Source organism: Salmonella sp. SJTUF15591 (assembly GCF_043356435.1).
Taxonomy (GTDB): Bacteria; Pseudomonadota; Gammaproteobacteria; order Enterobacterales; family Enterobacteriaceae; genus Salmonella; species Salmonella enterica.
Map to the genome: position 1 here is coordinate 45,048 of NZ_JBEUJO010000003.1, position 20,595 is coordinate 65,642.

General features: G+C 52.2%; 14 protein-coding genes. 3 read left to right on the plus strand and 11 right to left on the minus strand.

Features of this window, described 5'->3' with window-relative positions:
* Nucleotides 1–6: 6 nt before the first annotated feature.
* The 6 genes from pmrA to melR all read right to left on the minus strand — a co-directional run bounded on the left by pmrA (nucleotide 7) and on the right by melR (nucleotide 8,416).
* A complete protein-coding gene (gene pmrA, locus ABVM99_RS07650; RefSeq protein ID WP_000697899.1) occupies nucleotides 7–675 on the minus strand; it encodes a two-component system response regulator PmrA in 669 nt (222 codons plus the stop codon).
* Complete coding sequence (gene eptA, locus ABVM99_RS07655; protein WP_000919290.1) at nucleotides 672–2,315, minus strand: phosphoethanolamine transferase EptA; 1,644 nt, start codon at nucleotides 2,313–2,315, stop codon at nucleotides 672–674. Before eptA ends, pmrA begins: the two co-directional genes overlap by 4 nt.
* Before the next feature lie 133 nt (nucleotides 2,316–2,448).
* Nucleotides 2,449–3,786: an arginine/agmatine antiporter gene (adiC, locus tag ABVM99_RS07660; RefSeq protein WP_000093130.1), complete on the minus strand. Its 1,338-nt coding sequence runs from the start codon at nucleotides 3,784–3,786 to the stop codon at nucleotides 2,449–2,451.
* Between the two features lie 139 nt (nucleotides 3,787–3,925).
* The gene (locus ABVM99_RS07665; RefSeq protein WP_001217083.1) at nucleotides 3,926–4,687 is read right to left on the minus strand and encodes an AraC family transcriptional regulator; all 762 of its coding nucleotides are present in this window, start codon (nucleotides 4,685–4,687) and stop codon (nucleotides 3,926–3,928) included.
* Between the two features lie 296 nt (nucleotides 4,688–4,983).
* A complete protein-coding gene (gene adiA, locus ABVM99_RS07670) occupies nucleotides 4,984–7,251 on the minus strand; it encodes an arginine decarboxylase (RefSeq protein ID WP_001651274.1) in 2,268 nt (755 codons plus the stop codon).
* Nucleotides 7,252–7,483: 232 nt separating this feature from the next.
* Nucleotides 7,484–8,416, minus strand: coding sequence for a transcriptional regulator MelR (gene melR / locus ABVM99_RS07675; RefSeq protein ID WP_000106992.1), 933 nt, complete (start codon nucleotides 8,414–8,416; stop codon nucleotides 7,484–7,486).
* A 268-nt stretch (nucleotides 8,417–8,684) separates the two neighbouring features.
* Here melR and melA point away from each other — a divergent pair, with 268 nt between their 5' ends.
* Both melA and melB read left to right on the plus strand, forming a co-directional pair.
* A complete protein-coding gene (gene melA / locus ABVM99_RS07680; protein WP_001728428.1) occupies nucleotides 8,685–10,040 on the plus strand; it encodes an alpha-galactosidase in 1,356 nt (451 codons plus the stop codon).
* Between the two features lie 83 nt (nucleotides 10,041–10,123).
* Nucleotides 10,124–11,554, plus strand: coding sequence for a melibiose:sodium transporter MelB (gene melB, locus ABVM99_RS07685; RefSeq protein ID WP_000028070.1), 1,431 nt, complete (start codon nucleotides 10,124–10,126; stop codon nucleotides 11,552–11,554).
* Nucleotides 11,555–11,642: 88 nt separating this feature from the next.
* On the opposite strand, the gene fumA is transcribed toward melB, so the two are convergent.
* The 5 genes from fumA to ABVM99_RS07710 form a co-directional block, all read right to left on the minus strand.
* Entirely contained in the window at nucleotides 11,643–13,289 is a 1,647-nt protein-coding gene (gene fumA, locus ABVM99_RS07690; protein WP_000037187.1) for a class I fumarate hydratase FumA, read from the minus strand.
* 95 nt (nucleotides 13,290–13,384) lie between these two features.
* Nucleotides 13,385–14,725 carry an anaerobic C4-dicarboxylate transporter DcuB gene (gene dcuB / locus ABVM99_RS07695; protein ID WP_000899149.1) on the minus strand — a complete coding sequence of 447 codons (1,341 nt, stop codon included), beginning with the start codon at nucleotides 14,723–14,725 and terminating at the stop codon, nucleotides 13,385–13,387.
* 146 nt (nucleotides 14,726–14,871) lie between these two features.
* Nucleotides 14,872–15,138, minus strand: coding sequence for a hypothetical protein (locus tag ABVM99_RS07700; protein WP_001642024.1), 267 nt, complete (start codon nucleotides 15,136–15,138; stop codon nucleotides 14,872–14,874).
* Between the two features lie 316 nt (nucleotides 15,139–15,454).
* A complete protein-coding gene (dcuR, locus tag ABVM99_RS07705) occupies nucleotides 15,455–16,174 on the minus strand; it encodes a two-component system response regulator DcuR (protein WP_000611307.1) in 720 nt (239 codons plus the stop codon).
* A complete protein-coding gene (locus ABVM99_RS07710) occupies nucleotides 16,171–17,802 on the minus strand; it encodes a sensor histidine kinase (protein ID WP_023194563.1) in 1,632 nt (543 codons plus the stop codon). The genes dcuR and ABVM99_RS07710 overlap by 4 nt, the downstream gene beginning before the upstream one ends.
* Nucleotides 17,803–18,157: 355 nt before the next feature.
* Between ABVM99_RS07710 and ABVM99_RS07715 the strand changes: the two genes are divergently transcribed.
* Nucleotides 18,158–20,587: a DMSO/selenate family reductase complex A subunit gene (locus ABVM99_RS07715; RefSeq protein ID WP_023194562.1), complete on the plus strand. Its 2,430-nt coding sequence runs from the start codon at nucleotides 18,158–18,160 to the stop codon at nucleotides 20,585–20,587.
* The last annotated feature ends 8 nt before the right edge of the window (nucleotides 20,588–20,595 follow it).

The window sequence follows — 20,595 nt, forward strand, 5'->3', positions numbered from 1 at the left end:
GCTCACTTAGCTTTCCTCAGTGGCAACCAGCATGTAGCCAAACCCGCGAACCGTGCGAATGCGCGACTTGCCGACTTTGTCGCGCAAATTATGTATATGCACTTCCAGAGTGTTGGTCGAGGGTTCGTTATCCCAGTTGTAGATATCGTTATAAAGAATTTCCCGGTGCACCGGACTGCCTGCCTTGAGCATCAACCGTGAGAGCAACGCGTACTCCTTAGGCGTCAGGGTCAGTTCCTGTCCATCCCTCCATGCCTGATGGCGGCCTATATTGAGCGTCAGATTGCCAACCGTCAGTTCACTTTCACCCTGATTATTATGGCGGCGCAGCAGCGCGCGGATGCGGGCGTGCAACTCCTCCAGGGCGAAGGGTTTAACCAGATAATCATCTGCGCCGACATCCAGCCCGGTAATGCGATCGTTGAGCGTATCGCGGGCGGTCAGAATGAGTACCGGCAGGGTGTATTTTTTCTGTCGGATTCGCGTCAGGAAATGCAGGCCATCCTCATCGGGCAGCCCTAAATCCAGCACCATCAGACTGTAATGACCAGACTCCAGACTATGCTCGGCGGCACGCGCTGTCGAAACGCCATCACACGCATAGCCTTCGGTTTGCGCGGCGAGTATTAACCCCTGTAATAATAGCGTGTCGTCTTCAACAATCAGTATCTTCATTCGCTTAGTCTCCTGCACGGTTGCAGAATATCATCTGCGGCCTGGTAATACGTCGTTTGTACGCCGGTTAATCCCAGCATGGTTGAGAAAAGATTGTCCTGTGAATAATCCAGCGTGCTCGCCCGTTTTTGCAGGCAGGCCTGATCCACCTGATAACGCTGTTGATAATCTTTAGAAAGCCAAATGAGCATCGGGACATGTTTTTGCGTATCCGGCGCAATGGAATACGGCAAACCGTGTAAATAAACGCCATTTTCACCCAATGATTCGCCGTGATCGGAAAGATAGACCAGGCTGGTGGTGAATTTATCCTGATGAGATTTCAGCAGGTTAATAGCTTTATCTACAATATAGTCCACGTACAGCACGGTATTATCATAGGTGTTGATCAACTGCTGTTGGGAACAGTTCTGAATTTCGTTAGTGTCACAGGTTGGGGTAAATTTTTTAAACTGCGGTGGATAACGGTTGTAATAGGTTGGGCCGTGGCTGCCGATGGTATGTAATACAATAACGCCATCGCCTTTCAAATGGTCGATATAGTCTTCCAGACCGTGAAATAACACTTCATCGTAGCACTCGCCGTCGATACATTGTCCGGGCAGGTTTAGTTCGGTGACATTTTGATGCGGAACGCGATCGCATGCGCCTTTACAGCCGCCGTCATTATCATTCCACAGTACGTTAATCCCCGCGCGCTGGATAATATCCAGCAGCCCTTCCTGGTGATGCGCCAGCTCTTCATCATAATGTTTGCGCGGCATATCAGAAAACATGCAGGGAACGGAGATCGCGGTCGCCGTACCGCAAGAGGTGGTATGCGGGAAGTAGATCACATCGTCTTTCGCCAGCCGCGGATTGGTGTCGCGCGGATAGCCGCCAAGAGAGAAATCATCGCCGCGCGAGGTTTCGCCAACGATGAGAATCGTCAGGTTTTTGCGATCGCCTTTCAGCATTAATGGATTGCGATGGGCATCCTCGCCAATGCGTACCAGCGGCAAATTCGCCAGCCGTTGATGCGAATACCATGACCAACTGGCGACAATACTGTTCGATGGGCTTAACGCTTTGATCAACTGTTTATTATTTCGAAATAACGAGGCGTAATCTTTATAGAAAAAGGCGGCGACCAGAATAACTAATAAAATAGAGATCAGGACGCTGGCCAGGCGGTAAAGCCCGCTACGTAAGCGCGGCGTCGCCGGACGGATTTTGACCCAGAAGGCAATCACGGCTGCCAGAACGCCGCTTAATCCCAGCGTCAGCACCATTTGCGGCGTCATCAGCGCAAAGGTTTCCGCGGGCGTGGTATCCATCATATTGGCGATCATGGAACGATCGATGATGATGCCGTAAGTCAAAATAAAATACTGCGCGGCAGCGCCGACCAGAATAAAAACGCAGGCCAGCAGTCGGTTTAGCCAAATAAATGAGGCCAGCGTCAGCACACTATTGACCACGCTAAACGCGACGACCGGCATGGAAATAAACACCAGCACATTGCGCAGCGAGTTTAACGGTAGGTCTTGTAGTACCTGCTTGTAGAACGCAATGTTCAGGCAGACGGCAATATAAAAGGAAAAAAGCAGAAGCCAGGCGATTTGCCCAAGAACAGGTCTTTTAAGAAAGCGCTTTAACATGTTGATGCGTCCATCGATTCGGTGACGCTAATCGTGACAAAGTAAAATTAAGTGAACCTTAAGAACTTAATGTTGGTGGCGGCCGGATAACCTGCGCTATCCGGCCTGTTGCGATAACATTAACTACACGTGGTCAATCCTGTTTAACCGGCGCATCCAGCGGATACGGGTTTTTGTGAATACGGTTGTAGTTCAACGCATACAGCGCGGTGATCACCATCAACGTGACGAACGACCACATCACTTCTTTGGCGCCGGAACCGATGACCGCCCAGATGCAATACACAAACGCGACGAAGGTAATCAGCAGATACAGCGGGCGCGCTTTACCAAAGTGACCGTGGCCCAACAGCAACAGCGCGGCACAGGTGTAAAGATAAGGCACCAGGGTGAAGATAACCGACACGGAGGAGACCAGACCAAACTCTTTCGCGGCGTTCGGCGACATACTGCTGAACTGGAAGATAGTCATCAGCACGCCGACGATAAGCAACCCAGCCACTGGCGTACCGGCTTTATTAACCCGCGCGAAGATTGGCGGGAAGAGACCATCGTCCGCCGCCGCTTTTGCGGTTTGACCGGCAAGCAGCGTCCAGCCGCCGAGAGAGCCCAGGCAACCCGCTGCCGCACAGAAGGAAACAATAGCCCCTGCGGTATCGCCCAGCGCCATACGCGCCGCGTCACCGAAAGGCGATGCCGACACACGCAGCGCCGCGTTGGGGATCATCCCCATAATCGCCGTTGTGGAGAGTACATAGCAGACGGCGGCGATCAGTACCCCGCCGATGGTGGCGATAGGCACGTTGCGTTTCGGGTTTTTTACCACCCCGGCCGCAACGGAGGCGCTTTCTACCCCGATGAATGACCACAGCGTAACGTTCAACGTGCTTTGAATTGCGCCGAAAGTATTCATGCCGCTCACGTTCCAGGCCGCCATATAGGTTTCGCCTTTAAACCAGAACCAGCCGAAGACCGCAATCCCTACGATAGGCACCAGCGCCAGTACGGTGGCGACGGCCTGTACGCGGGTAATCATTTTCGGCCCGACGATGTTCAGCAGAACAAAAATCCACAGCACCGCGACGCAGGTAAGCGTTAATACCAGCGGATCTTTCAGAATCGGGAAGAAATAGCTCAGATAGCCGACGCCGATAACGACCATCGCGATATTACCGATCCAGCATGCCAGCCAGTACAGCACGTTCGTTTGATAGCCCAAAAACGGCCCGAAGCAGCGGCGTGCGTAGGCATAAGAACCGCCGGGACTGGGATCTAAGGACGACATTTTGGCATAAACCATCGACAGCGCCAGGGCGCCGATGATAGTGACCAGCCATCCGTAGATTGCAATCCCGCCAGTGGCCGCCAGGTTGGCAGGGAGTAAGAATACCCCTGAACCCATAATATTCCCCGATACCATTAAGGTGACGGGGATTAGGCCCACTTTGTGAGCATCAGCATCCGAAGACATAATTTGGACTCCTGAAAAGGTGACTTCGTTACGATAAATTACGTCGTATCATACCCCCTCAGAATGCCGCTGAATTATGTCGGAGACGGGTTATCGCCAATGCTGTTATTATCGTGTCTTATCGTTGAGTGTAGAAAAATTAGGCAGCCGATCGTTCCCGATGTTGGCTAACATAATGCAGGGGGGTCATACCATAAAACTCTTTAAACACGGAAATAAAGTACGATGTGCTGTTATACCCACACAGCTGTGAGACTTGAGAGATATTCTTTCCGTCCATTAATAATTGGTTTACGGCATAACGCATTCGGCAGGTCGTGATTATTTGGCTATAACTGGTATTCTCGTTTTTGAGCTTTTTCTTTAACAAGCTTGGACTCAGGCACAGGCAGCTGGCAACGGCGCTCAGATTCCAGTCTTTATGAATATCGCTCTGAATGATGTGGTAAACGCTGTCACTGATGCGGCTGCGCAGCATGTGCATTAACAAAGAAATAAATTTTTTGTGGTCAAGAAAGCGGGATAAAACGGTGAAAAGGAGCGCACGGGTACGTTCACTAACAATTTCATCCGGTGTTTCCATCGCGCTGTAGCGGGCGGCGACCCTGAAGATATCCGGCGTCAGACAGTTGGCGGTCAATAAGGGATCGGCGTTGCGTTGCCAGACGGGAAGGTGTGAGAGATCTTTATTCAGGAATTGTAGATAGTCTTTAATATTATTGCGACTCACTTGTATTACTAGCACGCTATTTAATGATGAAATGTCAATAACGTTATTTTCACAAGCCAGAATGGCCATATAATTCGCTTTTAAACTGATTGGCTCCTTACCATTTACTCGTAACCATGTATCTTTTTCGGTTAATAACACTATGCAAGGCTCGTTGCTGCAAATCCTCATACCCGAACTCCTGGAATATGAACATAAAAGACCGGATCTCGCCAAACGGGAGAGATAACGGGGACTGAGTCAATTGTGTGATGAATTGAAACTGCACTAAAATAACTTTCCTGAATAATATTACAATATTTGTACGATGAATTAGGGTGTACAAAAAGTTGTACGCGAGTGGCAACTTGTCATTTTTGTATAAAAAAAGCGCGGGATGGGGCCCGCGCAAAAAGGTATGACAGTATTATTGTTTTGCAGCAATACTCAGGGAATACATGCCATCCTCAAAAAAAGACTCTTTGTGATTAGGCTTTCACGCACATAACGTGATATACGCCATCAATAATTTCCGTGCCTTCGGTTTCATGCTCAAAGCCAGGGAAGTGATGATCCCAGGATTGCAGTGAGCGTAAGTAACCCACCTGCGGACTGTTTTCATCGCCAAAGTTTTCACCGGAGAGCAACATCGGGATGCCTGGCGGGTAAGGAATAACGGAGTTCGCCGCAATGCGACCCGGTAGATTTTCAATCGCCACCATTTCAATATTGTCGTTCACGATCGCGTTGTAGGCGTCGCGCGGGGTAATCTCCGCAACCGGCAGGGTGGAATAGGCGGCGTTGAGACGGGCGCCCGGGTTATTTTCACGTAGCCAGGCAAACATTTTATCGCCCAGGTCATGAATACCCATGTTCGCGTAAGTGTCAGGATAATCCTGCACCAGTTCCGGCATCACCTGCGCCAGCGGCGTATTCGCGTCGTAATGATGTTTGAAGGAGCACAGCGTGTTGATCAGCGTTCCCCATTTCCCGCGAGTTACCCCCATAGAGAACAGGAACATAATCTGAAAGTCGGTGGTGCGGGTCGGCACGATACCGTGGCGGCCAAGCCATGCTGTGACCAGCGCAGCAGGTACGCCGGATGCTTCCAGTTCGCCATCGTCGCCCATACCCGGCGCCAGGATACTGACTTTAATCGGGTCCAGCATACTCCAGTTATCCGGCAGGTCTTTAAAGCCGTGCCAGGTTTCCCCGGGGCGCATGACCCAGCAGTTCTGGTCGGTTGCCAGCAGTTTTGCCGGCGCGTCAGCGAAGTCATATGTTTTACCGGTTTGTGGATCGGTGACGACGTCTTTATTCCACGGTTTAAAGAACCAGTCGCCTTCATCGGTAAACTCTTTATAAAGACGCGCCATCGCCTGACGGAAATCAACCGCTTCGTCAATCACCTCTTGAGTCAGGGACAGACCGCTGTTACCGTCCATCATCGATACCGCCACATCGTTGGATGCGCAGATGGCATATAACGGAGAGGTGGTGGCATGCATCATATATGCCTGGTTGAAGCGGGAGAAATTCACCGCGCCACGGCCTTCACGGACGTGAATGTAGGAAGCTTGTGAAAGCGCATTCAGTAGTTTGTGCGTGGAGTGGGTGGCAAACACGGTCGGACCGTTATGGTCGCCTGGCTCGCCGCGCATCGCGTAGTGATCGCAATAAATCGGGTTGAAGCGCGCATAGCCGTACCATGCTTCGTCGAAGTGAATGCGATCGCTGGTTTTTGCCAGCAGATCCTGCGCCTCTTTGGCGTTATAGCATACGCCGTCATAGGTACAGTTGGTCACCACGCTGTAAGACGGTTTCTGTCCGGATTTGGTTTTGGTCAGCGGGCTGGCGCTGATTTTTTTCTGCAAGGTTTCAGGCTGCATTTCCTGCGGGTAGATTGGCCCGATAATGCCGTAACGGTTACGGCTTGGCACCATATATACCGGTTTGGCCCCAGTGAGGATCAGCCCCTGCTCGATGGATTTATGGCAGTTACGATCCAGTACAACGACATCATTATCCGTCATACAGGCCTGCATAATAGTACGGTTAGAACCGGAGGTCCCGACAACCACGGACCAGGAGCGGTCAGCACCGAATACGCGGGCGGCATTTTTCTCGCTTTCGCCAAACGCGCCGGTATGGTCGAGGAGTGAACCGAGCGTGGTACGCTCAATCCCCATATCGCTGCGGAACAGGTTTTCGCCATAATAATCGTGATAAAAGCGACCGGCAGGCGTTTTAGTGAAACCGACGCCGCCCTGGTGTCCCGGCGCCGCCCATGAATATTCATGAATGTCGCTGTATTTCATCAACGCGTTAAACAGCGGCGGTAACAGTTGCTGGCGATACCGGGTCATGGCGGCAACGGCGCGTCCGGCGATAAAGTCAGCGGTGTCTTCCAGAATCCAGGCGAATTCATCGACAAGCTCCAGCAGGTCGCGGTCCAGCGATGCCGTCGCTTTTTCCCTGTCGCCTAACAGGAAAACGGGCACGTTTTGCTGACGCTCGTGAAGCTTACCGATCAATTGCCTGACGCTCAGGTGCTCATCCGGTTGTTCCATTTGGTAGCTAAACATCAGACAGTCAATGGCTTCGTTCGCGGACAAGATGGCATAGCCGTCATCGAAGGATGTCGATTTAATGACGGTAACATTTTGTTGGCTCAAGGCATCCGCCAGACGCTCAACCGCGTTGCCAACCCAGGTGTCCTGATGCAGAAACTCACTTTCAACAATTAATACTTTCATCATCTTTTACCCGGTTGTGGAGGCCGTGCAATTTACGCCTTGCCGACCCGCCGTATGAATGTGACGTGGGCAAGTATTACCCCGTCAAATAGGGGGTGTAAAGTGATGGAATAATGGTCAGTTATTGATATTTATTTTTAATAAACAATGGGTTAATTATTGATATCGAGCGATTTCACCCGCCGTTTATCGACAGGTGAATTATTTTTTTGGCTGATAGTGGTATCCGGCTTTAGCCGGGCATCGTCTGGCGTCGTTGCTGGCTAAGCTTGCGGTATTGTTGCGGCGACATGCCGACAAATTTGCTAAAAGTACTGTAAAAACGGCTGCTGGATCGGAACCCGGCAGTCAGAGCGACATCGAGGATCGTTTTGTCAGTATCGCTCAATAAGGCACGTACGTGATTGATGCGCATCGCCGTGATGTACTGCTTCATCGTCAATTGCATAACCCGCTGGAATATTCCCATCGCGTAATTAGCATTGAGTTTGACATGCTCCGCGACGTCGTTAATGGTGAGCGCCTGATCGTAGTTATCGGCAATAAATCCCAGCATCTGGCTTACGTAAAACTGCGCATGGCGTGAGACGCTATTCTTGTGGGTGCGTGATGTTTTATTGAGCAAAATGGGTTGCCAGCCGGAAAGGCTAAAGCGTTTAAGCATCAGGCCGATTTCATCGATCGCCAACTGGCGAATTTGCTCATTCGGGCTGCTTGTTTCCTGCTGCCAGCGCAACACTTCAAAGGTGCTAAGCTGCTGGGTCGCCAGTGATTTAACCACCATCCCGTGCGTGACATGGTTGATAAGATCGCGATCCAGCGGCCAGGAGAGAAACAGGTGCATCGGCAAACTGAAAATCGCCATCTGGCGGCAGTTGCCGGGGCGGGTAAGTTGGTGTGGCGTACAGGCCCAAAACAGGGTGATATGCCCCTGCTTTATCTGCACGACTTCATTGTTGATTAAATACTCCACATCGCCGTCAAACGGAACATTCACTTCTACTTGCCCATGCCAGTGACTGCTGGCCATTCTGTGCGGCGGCCTCAGTTCAACGTCCAGTCGTTGATATTCGGAATAGAGCGACAGCGGGCTACGGGTTTGCTTTTCATCGCCGTTGCACATGTGCGGGTCGGGCGGGAGGAGGGATATTGCTTGCGTACTCATCGTCACTCCATTTCCTGAATTATCAGAATTATGCCCCTTTAGCCGGGAGGAAACCGGGAATCCGGACACAGAATCCGTCGATATTGTAGAGCGTAGCCTGACTATCAGGCCGAATACTCTGCTTTTTACGCCATTTTGTCCCAAAAACTCAGATCTCCCGCGCGCCAGCATACGATCTGAGTTTTCGGGAATGCTCATCGGGGAAGACGGAGGTTTTCACCGGGAACGCGTGCCACCATGAAGGTGTTCACTACTGTTCTGGAGAGTCATGATGACGGCACCCAAAATTACCTTTATCGGCGCAGGTTCTACGATTTTCGTCAAAAATATCCTCGGCGATGTGTTTCACCGCGAGGCGCTAAAATCAGCGCATGTCGCCCTGATGGATATTGACGAAACCCGGCTGGAAGAGTCGCACATTGTGGTACGGAAACTGATGGACTCAGCGGGCGCTTCTGGCCGGATTACCTGCCATACCCACCAGAAAGCGGCGCTACAGGATGCGGATTTCGTGGTGGTCGCCTTTCAGATTGGCGGCTATGAACCCTGCACCGTGACCGATTTTGAGGTTTGTAAGCGTCATGGCCTGGAACAGACGATCGCCGATACGCTGGGGCCGGGCGGCATCATGCGCGCGCTGCGGACCATCCCGCATCTGTGGCGGATTTGCGAAGACATGACGGAAGTCTGTCCGAAGGCCACCATGCTCAATTACGTCAACCCGATGGCGATGAATACCTGGGCGATGTATGCCCGCTATCCGCATATCAAACAGGTCGGCCTGTGCCATTCGGTACAGGGAACGGCGGAAGAACTGGCGCGCGACCTGAATATCGATCCCGCCTCGCTGCGCTACCGCTGCGCCGGCATTAACCACATGGCGTTTTACCTCGAACTGGAGCGCAAAACGGCTGACGGGACTTATGTCGATCTCTATCCTGAATTGCTGGCGGCCTATGACGCCGGACAGGCACCGAAGCCCAATATTCACGGCAATGAACGCTGCCAGAACATTGTGCGCTATGAGATGTTCAAAAAGTTGGGCTACTTCGTCACCGAGTCATCAGAGCATTTTGCCGAGTACACGCCGTGGTTTATTAAACCGGGACGCGAGGATCTGATTGCGCGCTACAAGGTGCCGCTGGATGAATATCCGAAACGCTGCGTAGAACAACTGGCGAACTGGCATAAAGAGCTGGAGGAGTATAAAACCGCCGAGCGTATCGACATCAAACCGTCCCGCGAGTACGCCAGCACCATTATGAACGCTCTGTGGACCGGCGAGCCGAGCGTGATTTACGGCAATGTGCGTAACGAGGGGCTGATTGATAACCTGCCGCAGGGAAGCTGCGTGGAAGTGGCTTGTCTGGTGGATGCCAACGGCATTCAACCGACGAAGGTGGGGACGATCCCTTCTCATCTGGCGGCGATGATGCAGACCAACATCAACGTGCAAACGCTGTTGACCGAAGCCATCCTCACGGAAAACCGCGATCGCGTGTATCACGCGGCGATGATGGACCCTCATACCGCAGCGGTGCTGGGTATCGAAGAAATCTATGCGTTGGTTGACGATCTGATCGCCGCGCATGGCGACTGGCTTCCGGCCTGGTTACGCCGTTAATCTCCAGCCGCGCTGGACGGCAGATCCGGCGTTTAACCTCTACTAACAGAAGGCGGGCGCTGGTAACAGCGACCCGGTACCCTATGAGCATCTCTCTGACAACAAAGCTGAGTTACGGGTTCGGTGCGTTTGGTAAGGATTTCGCCATCGGCATTGTGTATATGTACCTGATGTATTACTACACCGATGTGGTGGGACTCTCGGTCGGCCTCGTCGGCACCCTCTTTCTGGTCGCGCGAATCTGGGATGCGATAAACGATCCCATCATGGGCTGGATTGTCAACGCCACGCGTTCGCGGTGGGGGAAATTTAAGCCGTGGATATTGATCGGCACCTTAACCAATTCGCTGGTGCTTTTCCTGCTGTTCAGCGCCCATCTTTTTGAGGGAACCGCGCAGGTTGTATTTGTCTGCGTAACTTACATCCTGTGGGGCATGACGTATACCATTATGGATATCCCATTTTGGTCGCTGGTGCCGACCATTACGCTTGATAAGCGAGAACGCGAACAACTGGTGCCGTTCCCGCGTTTCTTCGCCAGTCTGGCTGGCTTCGTCACTGCCGGTATAACGCTGCCGTTTGTGAACTACGTTGGCGGAGCGGATCGTGGGTTCGGCTTTCAGATGTTTACGCTGGTACTGATTGCGTTTTTTATCGCCTCGACTATCGTGACATTACGCAACGTACATGAGGTGTACTCCTCCGACAACGGTGTAACGGCGGGCCGCCCACATCTGACGTTAAAAACGATCGTTGGATTGATATACAAAAACGATCAGCTCTCTTGCCTGTTGGGAATGGCGCTGGCGTATAACATTGCCTCCAATATTATCAATGGGTTTGCGATCTACTACTTCACCTATGTGATTGGCGATGCCGATCTTTTTCCCTATTACCTTTCTTACGCCGGCGCGGCGAATCTGCTGACGCTGATTGTCTTCCCCCGGCTGGTGAAAATGTTATCGCGGCGGATATTGTGGGCGGGCGCCTCCGTGATGCCCGTTCTGAGTTGCGCAGGGCTCTTCGCGATGGCGTTGGCGGATGTCCATAATGCCGCTTTAATCGTGGCGGCGGGTATTTTCCTGAATATCGGGACCGCGCTCTTTTGGGTGCTTCAGGTGATCATGGTGGCGGATACGGTCGATTATGGGGAATTTAAGCTCAATATTCGCTGCGAGAGTATCGCTTATTCCGTACAGACGATGGTCGTGAAGGGCGGCTCGGCGTTTGCGGCGTTCTTTATCGCTCTGGTGCTGGGGCTGATTGGCTACACGCCGAACGTGGCGCAGTCTGCGCAAACCCTGCAGGGGATGCAGTTTATTATGATTGTCCTGCCGGTACTGTTTTTCATGATGACGCTGGTTCTCTACTTCCGCTACTACCGTTTGAACGGCGATATGTTGCGCAAGATTCAGATCCACCTGCTGGATAAATACCGGAAAACGCCGCCATTCGTCGAACAGCCGGATAGCCCGGCGATTTCTGTGGTAGCGACCAGCGATGTAAAAGCGTGAGCATGGTCTCTCGTGCAGGCCGGATAAGCGTAGCGCCATCCGGCAATTAACCGATAACGCGGCCCGGGAGAACGCCGGGCCTGCCAGGTTATTTCGCGCAGTTAGCGCACTGTTTGCTGACAATCTGCTGGAAGAAATCGTTGCCTTTGTCATCCACCAGGATAAAGGCCGGGAAATCTTCTACTTCAATTTTCCAGATAGCTTCCATGCCGAGTTCCGGATACTCGACGCACTCCAGATGCTTAATGCTCTGCTGTGCCAGTACCGCCGCCGGGCCGCCGATACTGCCCAAATAAAAGCCGCCATGTTTTTTACAGGCATCCGTGACCTGCTGACTACGGTTGCCTTTCGCCAGCATGATCATACTGCCGCCGTGGGATTGCAGTAGATCGACATAAGAGTCCATTCGGCCTGCGGTGGTGGGGCCTAATGAGCCAGATGGATAACCTGCCGGCGTTTTTGCCGGACCTGCGTAATAGATGGGATGGTCTTTAATATACTGCGGCAGGTCTTCGCCGGATTCAATACGCTCTTTTAGCTTCGCGTGGGCGATATCGCGACCTACGATAATGGTGCCCGTCAGCGACAGGCGAGTCGAGACCGGGTACTGCGATAGCTGGGCGAGGATCTCTTTCATCGGACGGTTAAGATCGACTTTCACCGCGTCGCCTTCGCCCGCCTGACGCAGCGCTGGCGGAATATACTGGCCCGGATTGTGTTCCAGTTTTTCGATCCAGATGCCTTCGCGGTTGATTTTCGCTTTGATGTTACGGTCTGCCGAGCAGGAGACGCCCATCCCCACCGGACAGGAAGCGCCGTGACGCGGCAGGCGAATTACGCGAATATCGTGGGCGAAATATTTCCCGCCGAACTGGGCGCCGAGGCCAAGTTTATGCGCTTCTTCCAGCAGTTCCTGTTCCAGGTGGAGATCGCGGAATGCCTGGCCGTGCTCGTTACCTTCCGTCGGCAGCGCGTCGTAATAGTGGGTGCTGGCGAGCTTAACGGTTTTCAGCGTGCTTTCCGCCGAGGTGCCGCCAATGACAAAGGCGATATGGTATGGCGGACAGGCCGCGGTGCCCAGCGTGCGCATTTTCTCAACGAGGAAGTTTTTCAGCTTGCCTGGGGTGAGCAGCGCTTTGGTCTCCTGATAGAGATACGTTTTGTTTGCTGAACCGCCGCCTTTCGCCACGCAAAGGAACTTGTACTCGTCGCCGTCGACGGCATAGAGATCGATTTGCGCTGGCAGGTTGCTGCCGGTATTGACCTCTTTGTACATATCCAGCGGCGCGTTCTGCGAGTAGCGCAGGTTATCTTCGATATAGGTATTAAACACGCCTTTGGATAGCGCGGCTTCATCGCCGCCGCCCGTCCAGACGCGTTGGCCTTTTTTACCCATGATAATCGCCGTGCCGGTATCCTGGCAGGTCGGCAGAATGCCTTTGGCGGCGATCTCGGAGTTTCTCAGGAATTGCAACGCCACATATTTGTCGTTTTCGCTGGCTTCGGGGTCATGGAGAATGGCGGCGACTTGCTGCTGGTGTTCAGGACGGAGCATAAAAGACGCATCATGGAAGGCCTGCTGAGCCAGCAACGTTAACGCCTGCGGCTCAACGTTGAGGATAGATTCTCCGTTGAATTCACTGACGCTGACATAATCGGAGGTGAGCAGATAATACTCTGTTTTGTCCTCTCCCATCGGGAAAGGCGCCTGATAGATAAACTCTTTTTTCGACATGTGCTTCCAGCCTAATAGTAAGAAAATGTATTAAGAGCCTCATGGGCCAGACTCTAAGTCGCGCGCCGCGCATAACCGGGCGGCGCGCGCGGCCATTACAGGAATCCGTACATTGCGGCAAAGATCCAGCCAAAGACGCAGGAGACGCTCACGCCAATCAAACCCGGCAGAATGAAGCTGTGGTTAATGACGAAGCGGCCAATACGGGTTGTGCCGGAACGGTCAAACTGAATCGCCGCCAGATCGCTTGGGTAGGTCGGCAGGATATAGTAGCCATAACATGCCGGCGCAGAGGCCACGATATACGCCGGATCGACACCGATAGCCAGCGCGACGGGAACAATCGCCGCCAGCGCCGCTGCCTGGGAGTTAACAAACTTGGAGACCAGCAGCAGAACGATGGCATAGGCCCACGGATACTCTTTGACCATTTCGCCCAGCACGCCCTGAATTTCCGACATATGCGCGCCGAACATGGTTTCCGCCATCCAGGCGATCCCGTATACCGCGACAATCGCAATCATACCGGAACGAAAAACTTCGTTTTTTGAGATAGACGCAGGATTGGTTTTGGTCAGGATGATAATGAGCGCCCCGGTCAGCAGCATGAACATCTGAATGACCAGCACCATCGACAACGGTTTGCCGCCGAAGGTTGGACGTAAGTCGGAGTCCGCGCCCAGGAGAGCGACCACGGCAATCGCCGCCAGGAAGATCCACATCGCCAGCCAGTTGCTTTTCGGCAGTTTTTTATCCAGCAGCGTCGCGGTATCGCCGTACACGTACTGACGGTTTTCCGGTACGGAAATAAATTTCTGAAACGCTTCGTCTTTATCCAGATCTTTACCGCGGAACCAACTAAAAATACCGATTGCCAGGATACCGAGCAGGGTAGACGGGATGGTGATCGACAGCAGATCGAGGAACTCCAGATGTTTTCCGTCAAATGTCACGTTGCCCAGCATCGCTACCAGAGAAACAACGGCGACGGAAACCGGACTGGCGATGATGCCCATTTGCGCGCCGATAGAACTGGCCGCCATTGGACGTTCCGGACGGATATTATTCTTGATCGCCACATCATAGATAATCGGCAAAATGGTGTAGACCACGTGGCCTGTCCCACACAGAATCGTCAGGGTACAGGTGACGAACGGCGCCACAATAGAGACGTATTTGGGGTTGCGACGCAGCAGCTTTTCGGCAATCTGCAGCATCACATCCAGCCCGCCTGAAGCCTGCAACGTTGCCGACGCGGCGACTACCGCGATAATGACCAGCATTACGTCAACGGGCGGTTTACCTGGCTGGAGATGGAAAACAAACACCAGAATGACCAGACCAATACCGCCCAACAACCCGAGCGCGATCCCGCCCTTTCGGGCGCCATAAAACAGACATATTAATATTATGAGAAGCTGTATACTAAATAACATTTTTATTTATCCTCGCGATAAACCCAGTCAATTTTGATAAATGGATCACAGCCATCCTCTGATTTGTGTGAATGAGCATCAGGAAATGGCGAATATTCAATGCGCCAGTGGCGACGATTAACGATTAAGGTTTTTACAGAGTTGCTTTAAGTAATTATTTTCTTGCGATGGTGATGTTCAGAGGGAAGCACCCTCTGGCGATGGGCAGGTGGAGTCAGCGAGAGCAGTAAATTATGATTTGTCTGTTTTAAAAACAGGCGTTTATTATTTAATTTTTGTGTCTCGCCATCAGGTAAATCACGAGATAAATCCAACAGAATGTGACTTATGTGATCATTGTCACGCCATTTTTTTAAATTATTAGTATGGCGTGTGGAGACGCGTATCTGCTCACCAATATACGTATTGTCCATAGGCGTAGCACAAGCTCCATTGCTACAAACATAATTTTATTTAAGTGTCAGGAAAATTCCGGACAAATCCCTTTTTTAATAAAAATACACACTCTCGGCATGGGATAATACTTAATTAACTTTTGTTAGCGTTTTGAAATTAAAAACAGCGCAGAGCGCTGTAATAATAGAAAATAACGTTAACAGGCCTGGGTTGAGTATATTTGATCTGACACAATTTCCCAGATTTGTTATTAATGTGATAGCGTTTTTATTGGCATTGTTATAATAAATGTTACCAGGATATAACGCTTCGCGTCGGCTTTATGCGGTATCCTTACTGACAATATTGTTTCAGTAAAGAGTAATGTTCCGGCTGAACGCGGTAGCGGTAAACCGGCCTGCCGGTCACGCCGTAATGAATACTGGTAAACAAGATATGGCAATTCACCAGCCAGATGAGATATTTACGGCAGGAGACGCGCGAGATATTCACTTCGTTGGCCAACTCGTCGGTAGAAAATTCCTGCTCCTGATGCGCATCAATCCACTGGCATAAGGTGCGTAGCGTTTGCTGCGTCAGCCCTTTTGGCAGCCGGCGAGGCTCCTGCTCGCTGGATGAATTACCGTGAATGAGCAGGTCAAGCTCAGACTGTTCGTAATACTGGCGTTTTTCCATCGCCGTTTTCTTACGTAGCCAGCCGGTCAGCGCTTCTTCAAAGCGCGTGGCCTGAAAAGGCTTGATCAGATAATCCACCACGCCGTAGTGAAGCGAATCTTTAATGGTGGCGGCGTCAGCGGCAGAAGAAATGACAATAACGTCGCTTTTGCAGCCTGCGCTGTGCAGGACAGGCAGCAGATCCAATCCGTTTTCCTGCTGCATGTAGATATCCAGCAGGATTAGGTCAATGTGATTTTCACTGTTGAAGATAAACTCTTTCGCTTTTTCCAGCGTCGAAGCGGTTCCACAACAATGAAAACCGGAGATTTGCGCGACATAGCGGCGATTTAACTCCGCGACCATCGCATCGTCATCGACAATTAATACATTGATCATAGGCTGGTCCTTTCTCCATCCCAGGGTAACTGTACAAAAAATTGTGTGAAGATCCCAGGCTCGGACTCCACGGAAATTACGCCGCCAAGCGCTTCAACCTGCTGTTTAACCAGCGCTAAACCGACGCCGCGTTCGGCGCCTTTCGACGAGACGCCTTTTTCAAAAATCGCCTCGATGCGCTCAGGTTCGATACCCGGACCGTCATCGCTCACTTCGCAATGCAGCCAGCCATGGCGGTAGTGTAACGAGACGCTGATTTCGCCGCCGGATTCCTGGCTCAATGCTTCCAGCGCGTTTTCAATCAAATTACCCAGCGCCGTAATCAGCACCGTAACCTGATCTTCATTGTTATTATCCGGTAACTGGCTGTCGCTGCTTATCACCAGGCTGTGCCCGAAATCAGAGGCGCGAGTAATCTTACTGAGCAAAAAGCCAGCGATAATCGGCGACTTTATTTTACCCAGCAGCAAACCGATCTCTTCCTGATAGTTATTGGCCGTCTTGATAATATACGCTTCAAGCTGCTTATAACTCTTCAGGTGCAATAATCCCAGAATCACATGTAATTTGTTCATGAATTCGTGGGATCGTTCACGGAGCGCATCCGCGTAGTTCACCATCCCGTCCAACCGCTGCATCAGTTGGCGAACTTCTGTTTTATCCCTGAAGGTGGATATCGCGCCGATAATTTCGCCGTTGCTGCGCACCGGAACGGTATTCACCAGCAGCAGGCGGCCTTTGACGATGATCTCTTCATCGCGGCGCGGCGTACCGTCACGCAACACTTCGCTAATGTCCACCACCTGCGACCAGGCATGACTCAGGGTGGATAATCTGGCGTCATCCTGCGTTTTTCGGTAATCGAGCAGCGCCTGCGCCGCATGGTTAATCAACGTGACTTCGCCGCTACCATCCACGGCGATAACGCCCTCTTTGATTGACTGCAGCATCGCCTGGCGTTGTTCAAACAGGGTTGAGATCTCATAGGGTTCGAGGCCAAACAGGATACGTTTTAGCACCTTGACCAGCGCATACGTGCCTAATAACCCCACCAGAGCGCCGAACAGAATGGACCAGATAATACTGCCGCGGCTATTGTTGATCTGCTGCGTAACGTGACTGAGTTCCAGGCCAATCGCTACCACACCGATCTGCCGGTGGCGTTCATCATAAACCGGTGTGAAAACGCGCAGCGCTTTGGCAAGAAAGCCGCGATTAATGGCAACGTTTTCCTTTCCCTGCAGTGCGAGCAGAATGTCATCGCCTTTGAACGGTTGACCGATTCGCTGCGTTTCTGGGTGCGAATAACGGATGCCCTGCATATTGGTCACCACAATAAACAAAAAGCCATTATGCTGGCTCACCGCTTCGGCGAGCGGCTGAATGCCGCTTTCCGCAGGCGGTTTTTTCAGCCCCTCGCGAATTGCCGGAGAGTCCGCCAGCGAGCGAGCCACCGCCAGCGCTTTATCTGCCAGCGCGTCGCGCGTCATGCTGCTGATTTGCGAAAAATAGATCAGATGGACCACAACGAGCACCGAAAACAAAACGGCGCTGACCATCAGAATGACGGTAGTGCCGAGTTTCATGGGGCGTTTGCGTAACGCCCGGCATGGCAGGGAGTGTTTCATAGTGGACCTGAGCGGACGAATCGTAAGGTTATTATCCCTGATGAGGCGTCTAATTCAAAGGCATAGGCGATGTTGCTCCAGTGTTGAAAAGCCCGTCTGGTCTTGCAGGGCGCGCTACCTGCTCATGTCGTTAATTAATATCGCCGGATACCGTGATGGGTAATTTATTTTCATCAGAATTACATAAAATAATTTTTCATTAATTTTTATAATAACGTATGCGGTATCACATTTTATTTTTACTGACGTTCAGAATGCGTTTGATCACAATCAATCAGCACAAATATTTAATCTATTATGATTAGTTTTCATTACATATTATTAATAATTATGGAAGCAATGTGAGAAATAAAAAATGGAAATAAAAAAATGGCTGAACACAACCATAACCCGACGTGATGCTATTGTCGCTACCGCAAAAGTAGGGGCGGCGGTGACGCTAAGCCAGGCGATTACGCTGCCTTTTGCTACCACTGCCCAGGCGCAGGATACCCCGACACCGAAGGATGCCAACGGCGAAACCGTCAGGCACAGCGCCTGTCTGGTCAACTGTGGCAGCCGATGCCCGCTTAAGGTTATCGTGAAAAATGATCGCATTGTGCGTATTGAACCGGAAGACGCGAAAGATGACGCGGTATTCGGCGAGCATCAGATTCGTCCCTGCCTGCGCGGGCGTTCCAGTCGCTGGCGGGTCTATAGCCCGGATCGCATTAAGTATCCGATGAAAAGAGTGGGAAAACGCGGCGAAGGAAAATTTAAACGTATTTCATGGGATGAGGCCACGGCCTTTATTGCGGCGGAATTAACGCGCGTTAGCGAAAAATATGGCCGGGAAGCTATTTATTATAATTATCAATCCGGCGCGTATTATCACACGCAGGGTAGACCCGCCTGGATAAGATTACTAAATCTCACCGGCGGTTATTTAAATTATCACAACACCTATTCCACGGCGCAAATCGCCACCGCCACGCCTTATACCCACGGCGATTATGTCGGTAGCCATTTTACGCAGATCGCGCATTCCGATCTGGTGGTGCTATTTGGCCTGAATCTCTCAGAAACGCGGATGTCCGGCGGCGGTCAGGTTGAAGAGCTGCGCCGGGCACTGGAGACCTCGAAAGCCCGGGTCATTATTATCGATCCGCGCTATACCGATTCGGTGATTACCGAACACGCCGAATGGCTACCGATTCGCCCAACCACGGACGCTGCGTTAGTCGCCGGCATAGCGCATACGCTGATTACCGAACAGCTTTTCGACGAGGCGCTGGTAAACCGCTATTGCGTCGGCTATGACCGTAGCACATTGCCGGACACGGCTGCGCCTAACGCCAGCTATAAAGATTATGTTCTTGGCACGGGCGATGACGGTATCGCGAAAACCCCGGAATGGGCGGCGGATATCACCGGAATTCCTGCAACGCGTATTCGCCAACTGGCGCGCGAAATCGCCTCGGCGCGCGCCTGCTATATTTGCCAGGGCTGGGGGCCGCAGCGTCATGCCAACGGCGAACAAACCGTGCGTGCTATTCAGACGCTGCCTGCGTTAACCGGCCACTTCGGGCGGCCCGGCACCAACAATGGCAACTGGCCTTACGGTACGCCGTATGGCGTGCCATTGTTGCCTGTCGGTAAGAATCCGATCAAAACCTCTATTCCTTGCTATCTGTGGACGGACGCCATTCAGCATCCGGAGAAAATGACCGCGACGACAATGGGTGTGAAAGGCGCGGACAGGCTAAAAACCGGAATTAAGCTGTTTTTCAACCAGGCCGGTAATACCTTGCTGAATCAGCACGGCGAAACGAACCGCACCCGACAAATTCTCGCGGATGAATCGCTGTGTGAAACCATTATCGTGATTGAAAACCATATGACGCCCAGCGCGATGTATGCGGATCTGCTGTTGCCGGAGACCAGCTATCTTGAGGCGGAAGACCTGGTGGACAGCTCCTATGCGGCGGGATCGCATAACTATATGATTGCGATTCAGAAAACCGTTAAACCGATGTGGGAAGTGCGCAGCACGTATGACATCTGCGCGGATATCGCCGGGCATCTTGGACTGCGCGAGCAATATACCGAGGGCCGAACTCAGGCGCAGTGGGCGGAGATGCACTATCAGCAGATCCGTGAAAAACGTCCATACCTGCCGGAGTGGAGCGTGGCGAAAGAGATGGGCGTGATTGACCAGCGTATCGCTACCGAGCAGCAGAGCCTTGCGTTTGCCGATTTCCGCGCCGACGCCGAGGCTAATCCACTCTCCACGCCGTCGGGCAAAATTGAAATTTACTCCCAGGCGCTGGCGGATCTGGCGCAAGCGTGGACGTTGCCAGAAGGCGAGCGAATTCCCGCATTGCCGGAATTTTGTCCGGCGAAAGAGTCGCACCTTAACAAAGCGCTGACGGCGAAGTATCCGTTGCAGTTAAGCGGCTTCCATACCAAAGGGCATACCCACTCGACCTACAGCAATGTGCTGATGCTGCATGAGGCGGTGCCGGATGAAGTCTGGATTAACCCGATTGACGCCAGCGCCCGCCAACTGAAGTCCGGCGATCGGGTGCATGTATTCAATGACCGCGGCGTGGTGGAGCTTCCCTGTAAAGTGACCCAGCGCATTTTACCCGGCGTGGCGGCGATGCCGCAGGGCGCGTGGACGCGGCTTGACGGCAACGGCGTTGATGTCGGCGGCTGTATCAATACGCTGACCAGCCACCATCCTTCGCCGCTGGCGAAAGGCAATCCGCAGCATACCAATCTGGTTGAAATTAAACGCGCTTAAGGAGTGAT

What these genes read in the sequence shown, in the direction of transcription:
- eptA (WP_000919290.1), bottom strand. Translation starts at nt 2,315, where the DNA reads ATGTTAAAGCGCTTTCTTAAAAGACCTGTTCTTGGGCAAATCGCCTGG.
- ABVM99_RS07715 (WP_023194562.1), top strand. Translation starts at nt 18,158, where the DNA reads ATGGAAATAAAAAAATGGCTGAACACAACCATAACCCGACGTGATGCT.
- dcuR (WP_000611307.1), bottom strand. Translation starts at nt 16,174, where the DNA reads ATGATCAATGTATTAATTGTCGATGACGATGCGATGGTCGCGGAGTTA.
- fumA (WP_000037187.1), bottom strand. Translation starts at nt 13,289, where the DNA reads ATGTCGAAAAAAGAGTTTATCTATCAGGCGCCTTTCCCGATGGGAGAG.
- adiA (WP_001651274.1), bottom strand. Translation starts at nt 7,251, where the DNA reads ATGAAAGTATTAATTGTTGAAAGTGAGTTTCTGCATCAGGACACCTGG.
- ABVM99_RS07710 (WP_023194563.1), bottom strand. Translation starts at nt 17,802, where the DNA reads ATGAAACACTCCCTGCCATGCCGGGCGTTACGCAAACGCCCCATGAAA.
- melB (WP_000028070.1), top strand. Translation starts at nt 10,124, where the DNA reads ATGAGCATCTCTCTGACAACAAAGCTGAGTTACGGGTTCGGTGCGTTT.
- adiC (WP_000093130.1), bottom strand. Translation starts at nt 3,786, where the DNA reads ATGTCTTCGGATGCTGATGCTCACAAAGTGGGCCTAATCCCCGTCACC.
- melR (WP_000106992.1), bottom strand. Translation starts at nt 8,416, where the DNA reads ATGAGTACGCAAGCAATATCCCTCCTCCCGCCCGACCCGCACATGTGC.
- ABVM99_RS07700 (WP_001642024.1), bottom strand. Translation starts at nt 15,138, where the DNA reads ATGGACAATACGTATATTGGTGAGCAGATACGCGTCTCCACACGCCAT.
- dcuB (WP_000899149.1), bottom strand. Translation starts at nt 14,725, where the DNA reads ATGTTATTTAGTATACAGCTTCTCATAATATTAATATGTCTGTTTTAT.
- ABVM99_RS07665 (WP_001217083.1), bottom strand. Translation starts at nt 4,687, where the DNA reads ATGAGGATTTGCAGCAACGAGCCTTGCATAGTGTTATTAACCGAAAAA.
- melA (WP_001728428.1), top strand. Translation starts at nt 8,685, where the DNA reads ATGATGACGGCACCCAAAATTACCTTTATCGGCGCAGGTTCTACGATT.
- pmrA (WP_000697899.1), bottom strand. Translation starts at nt 675, where the DNA reads ATGAAGATACTGATTGTTGAAGACGACACGCTATTATTACAGGGGTTA.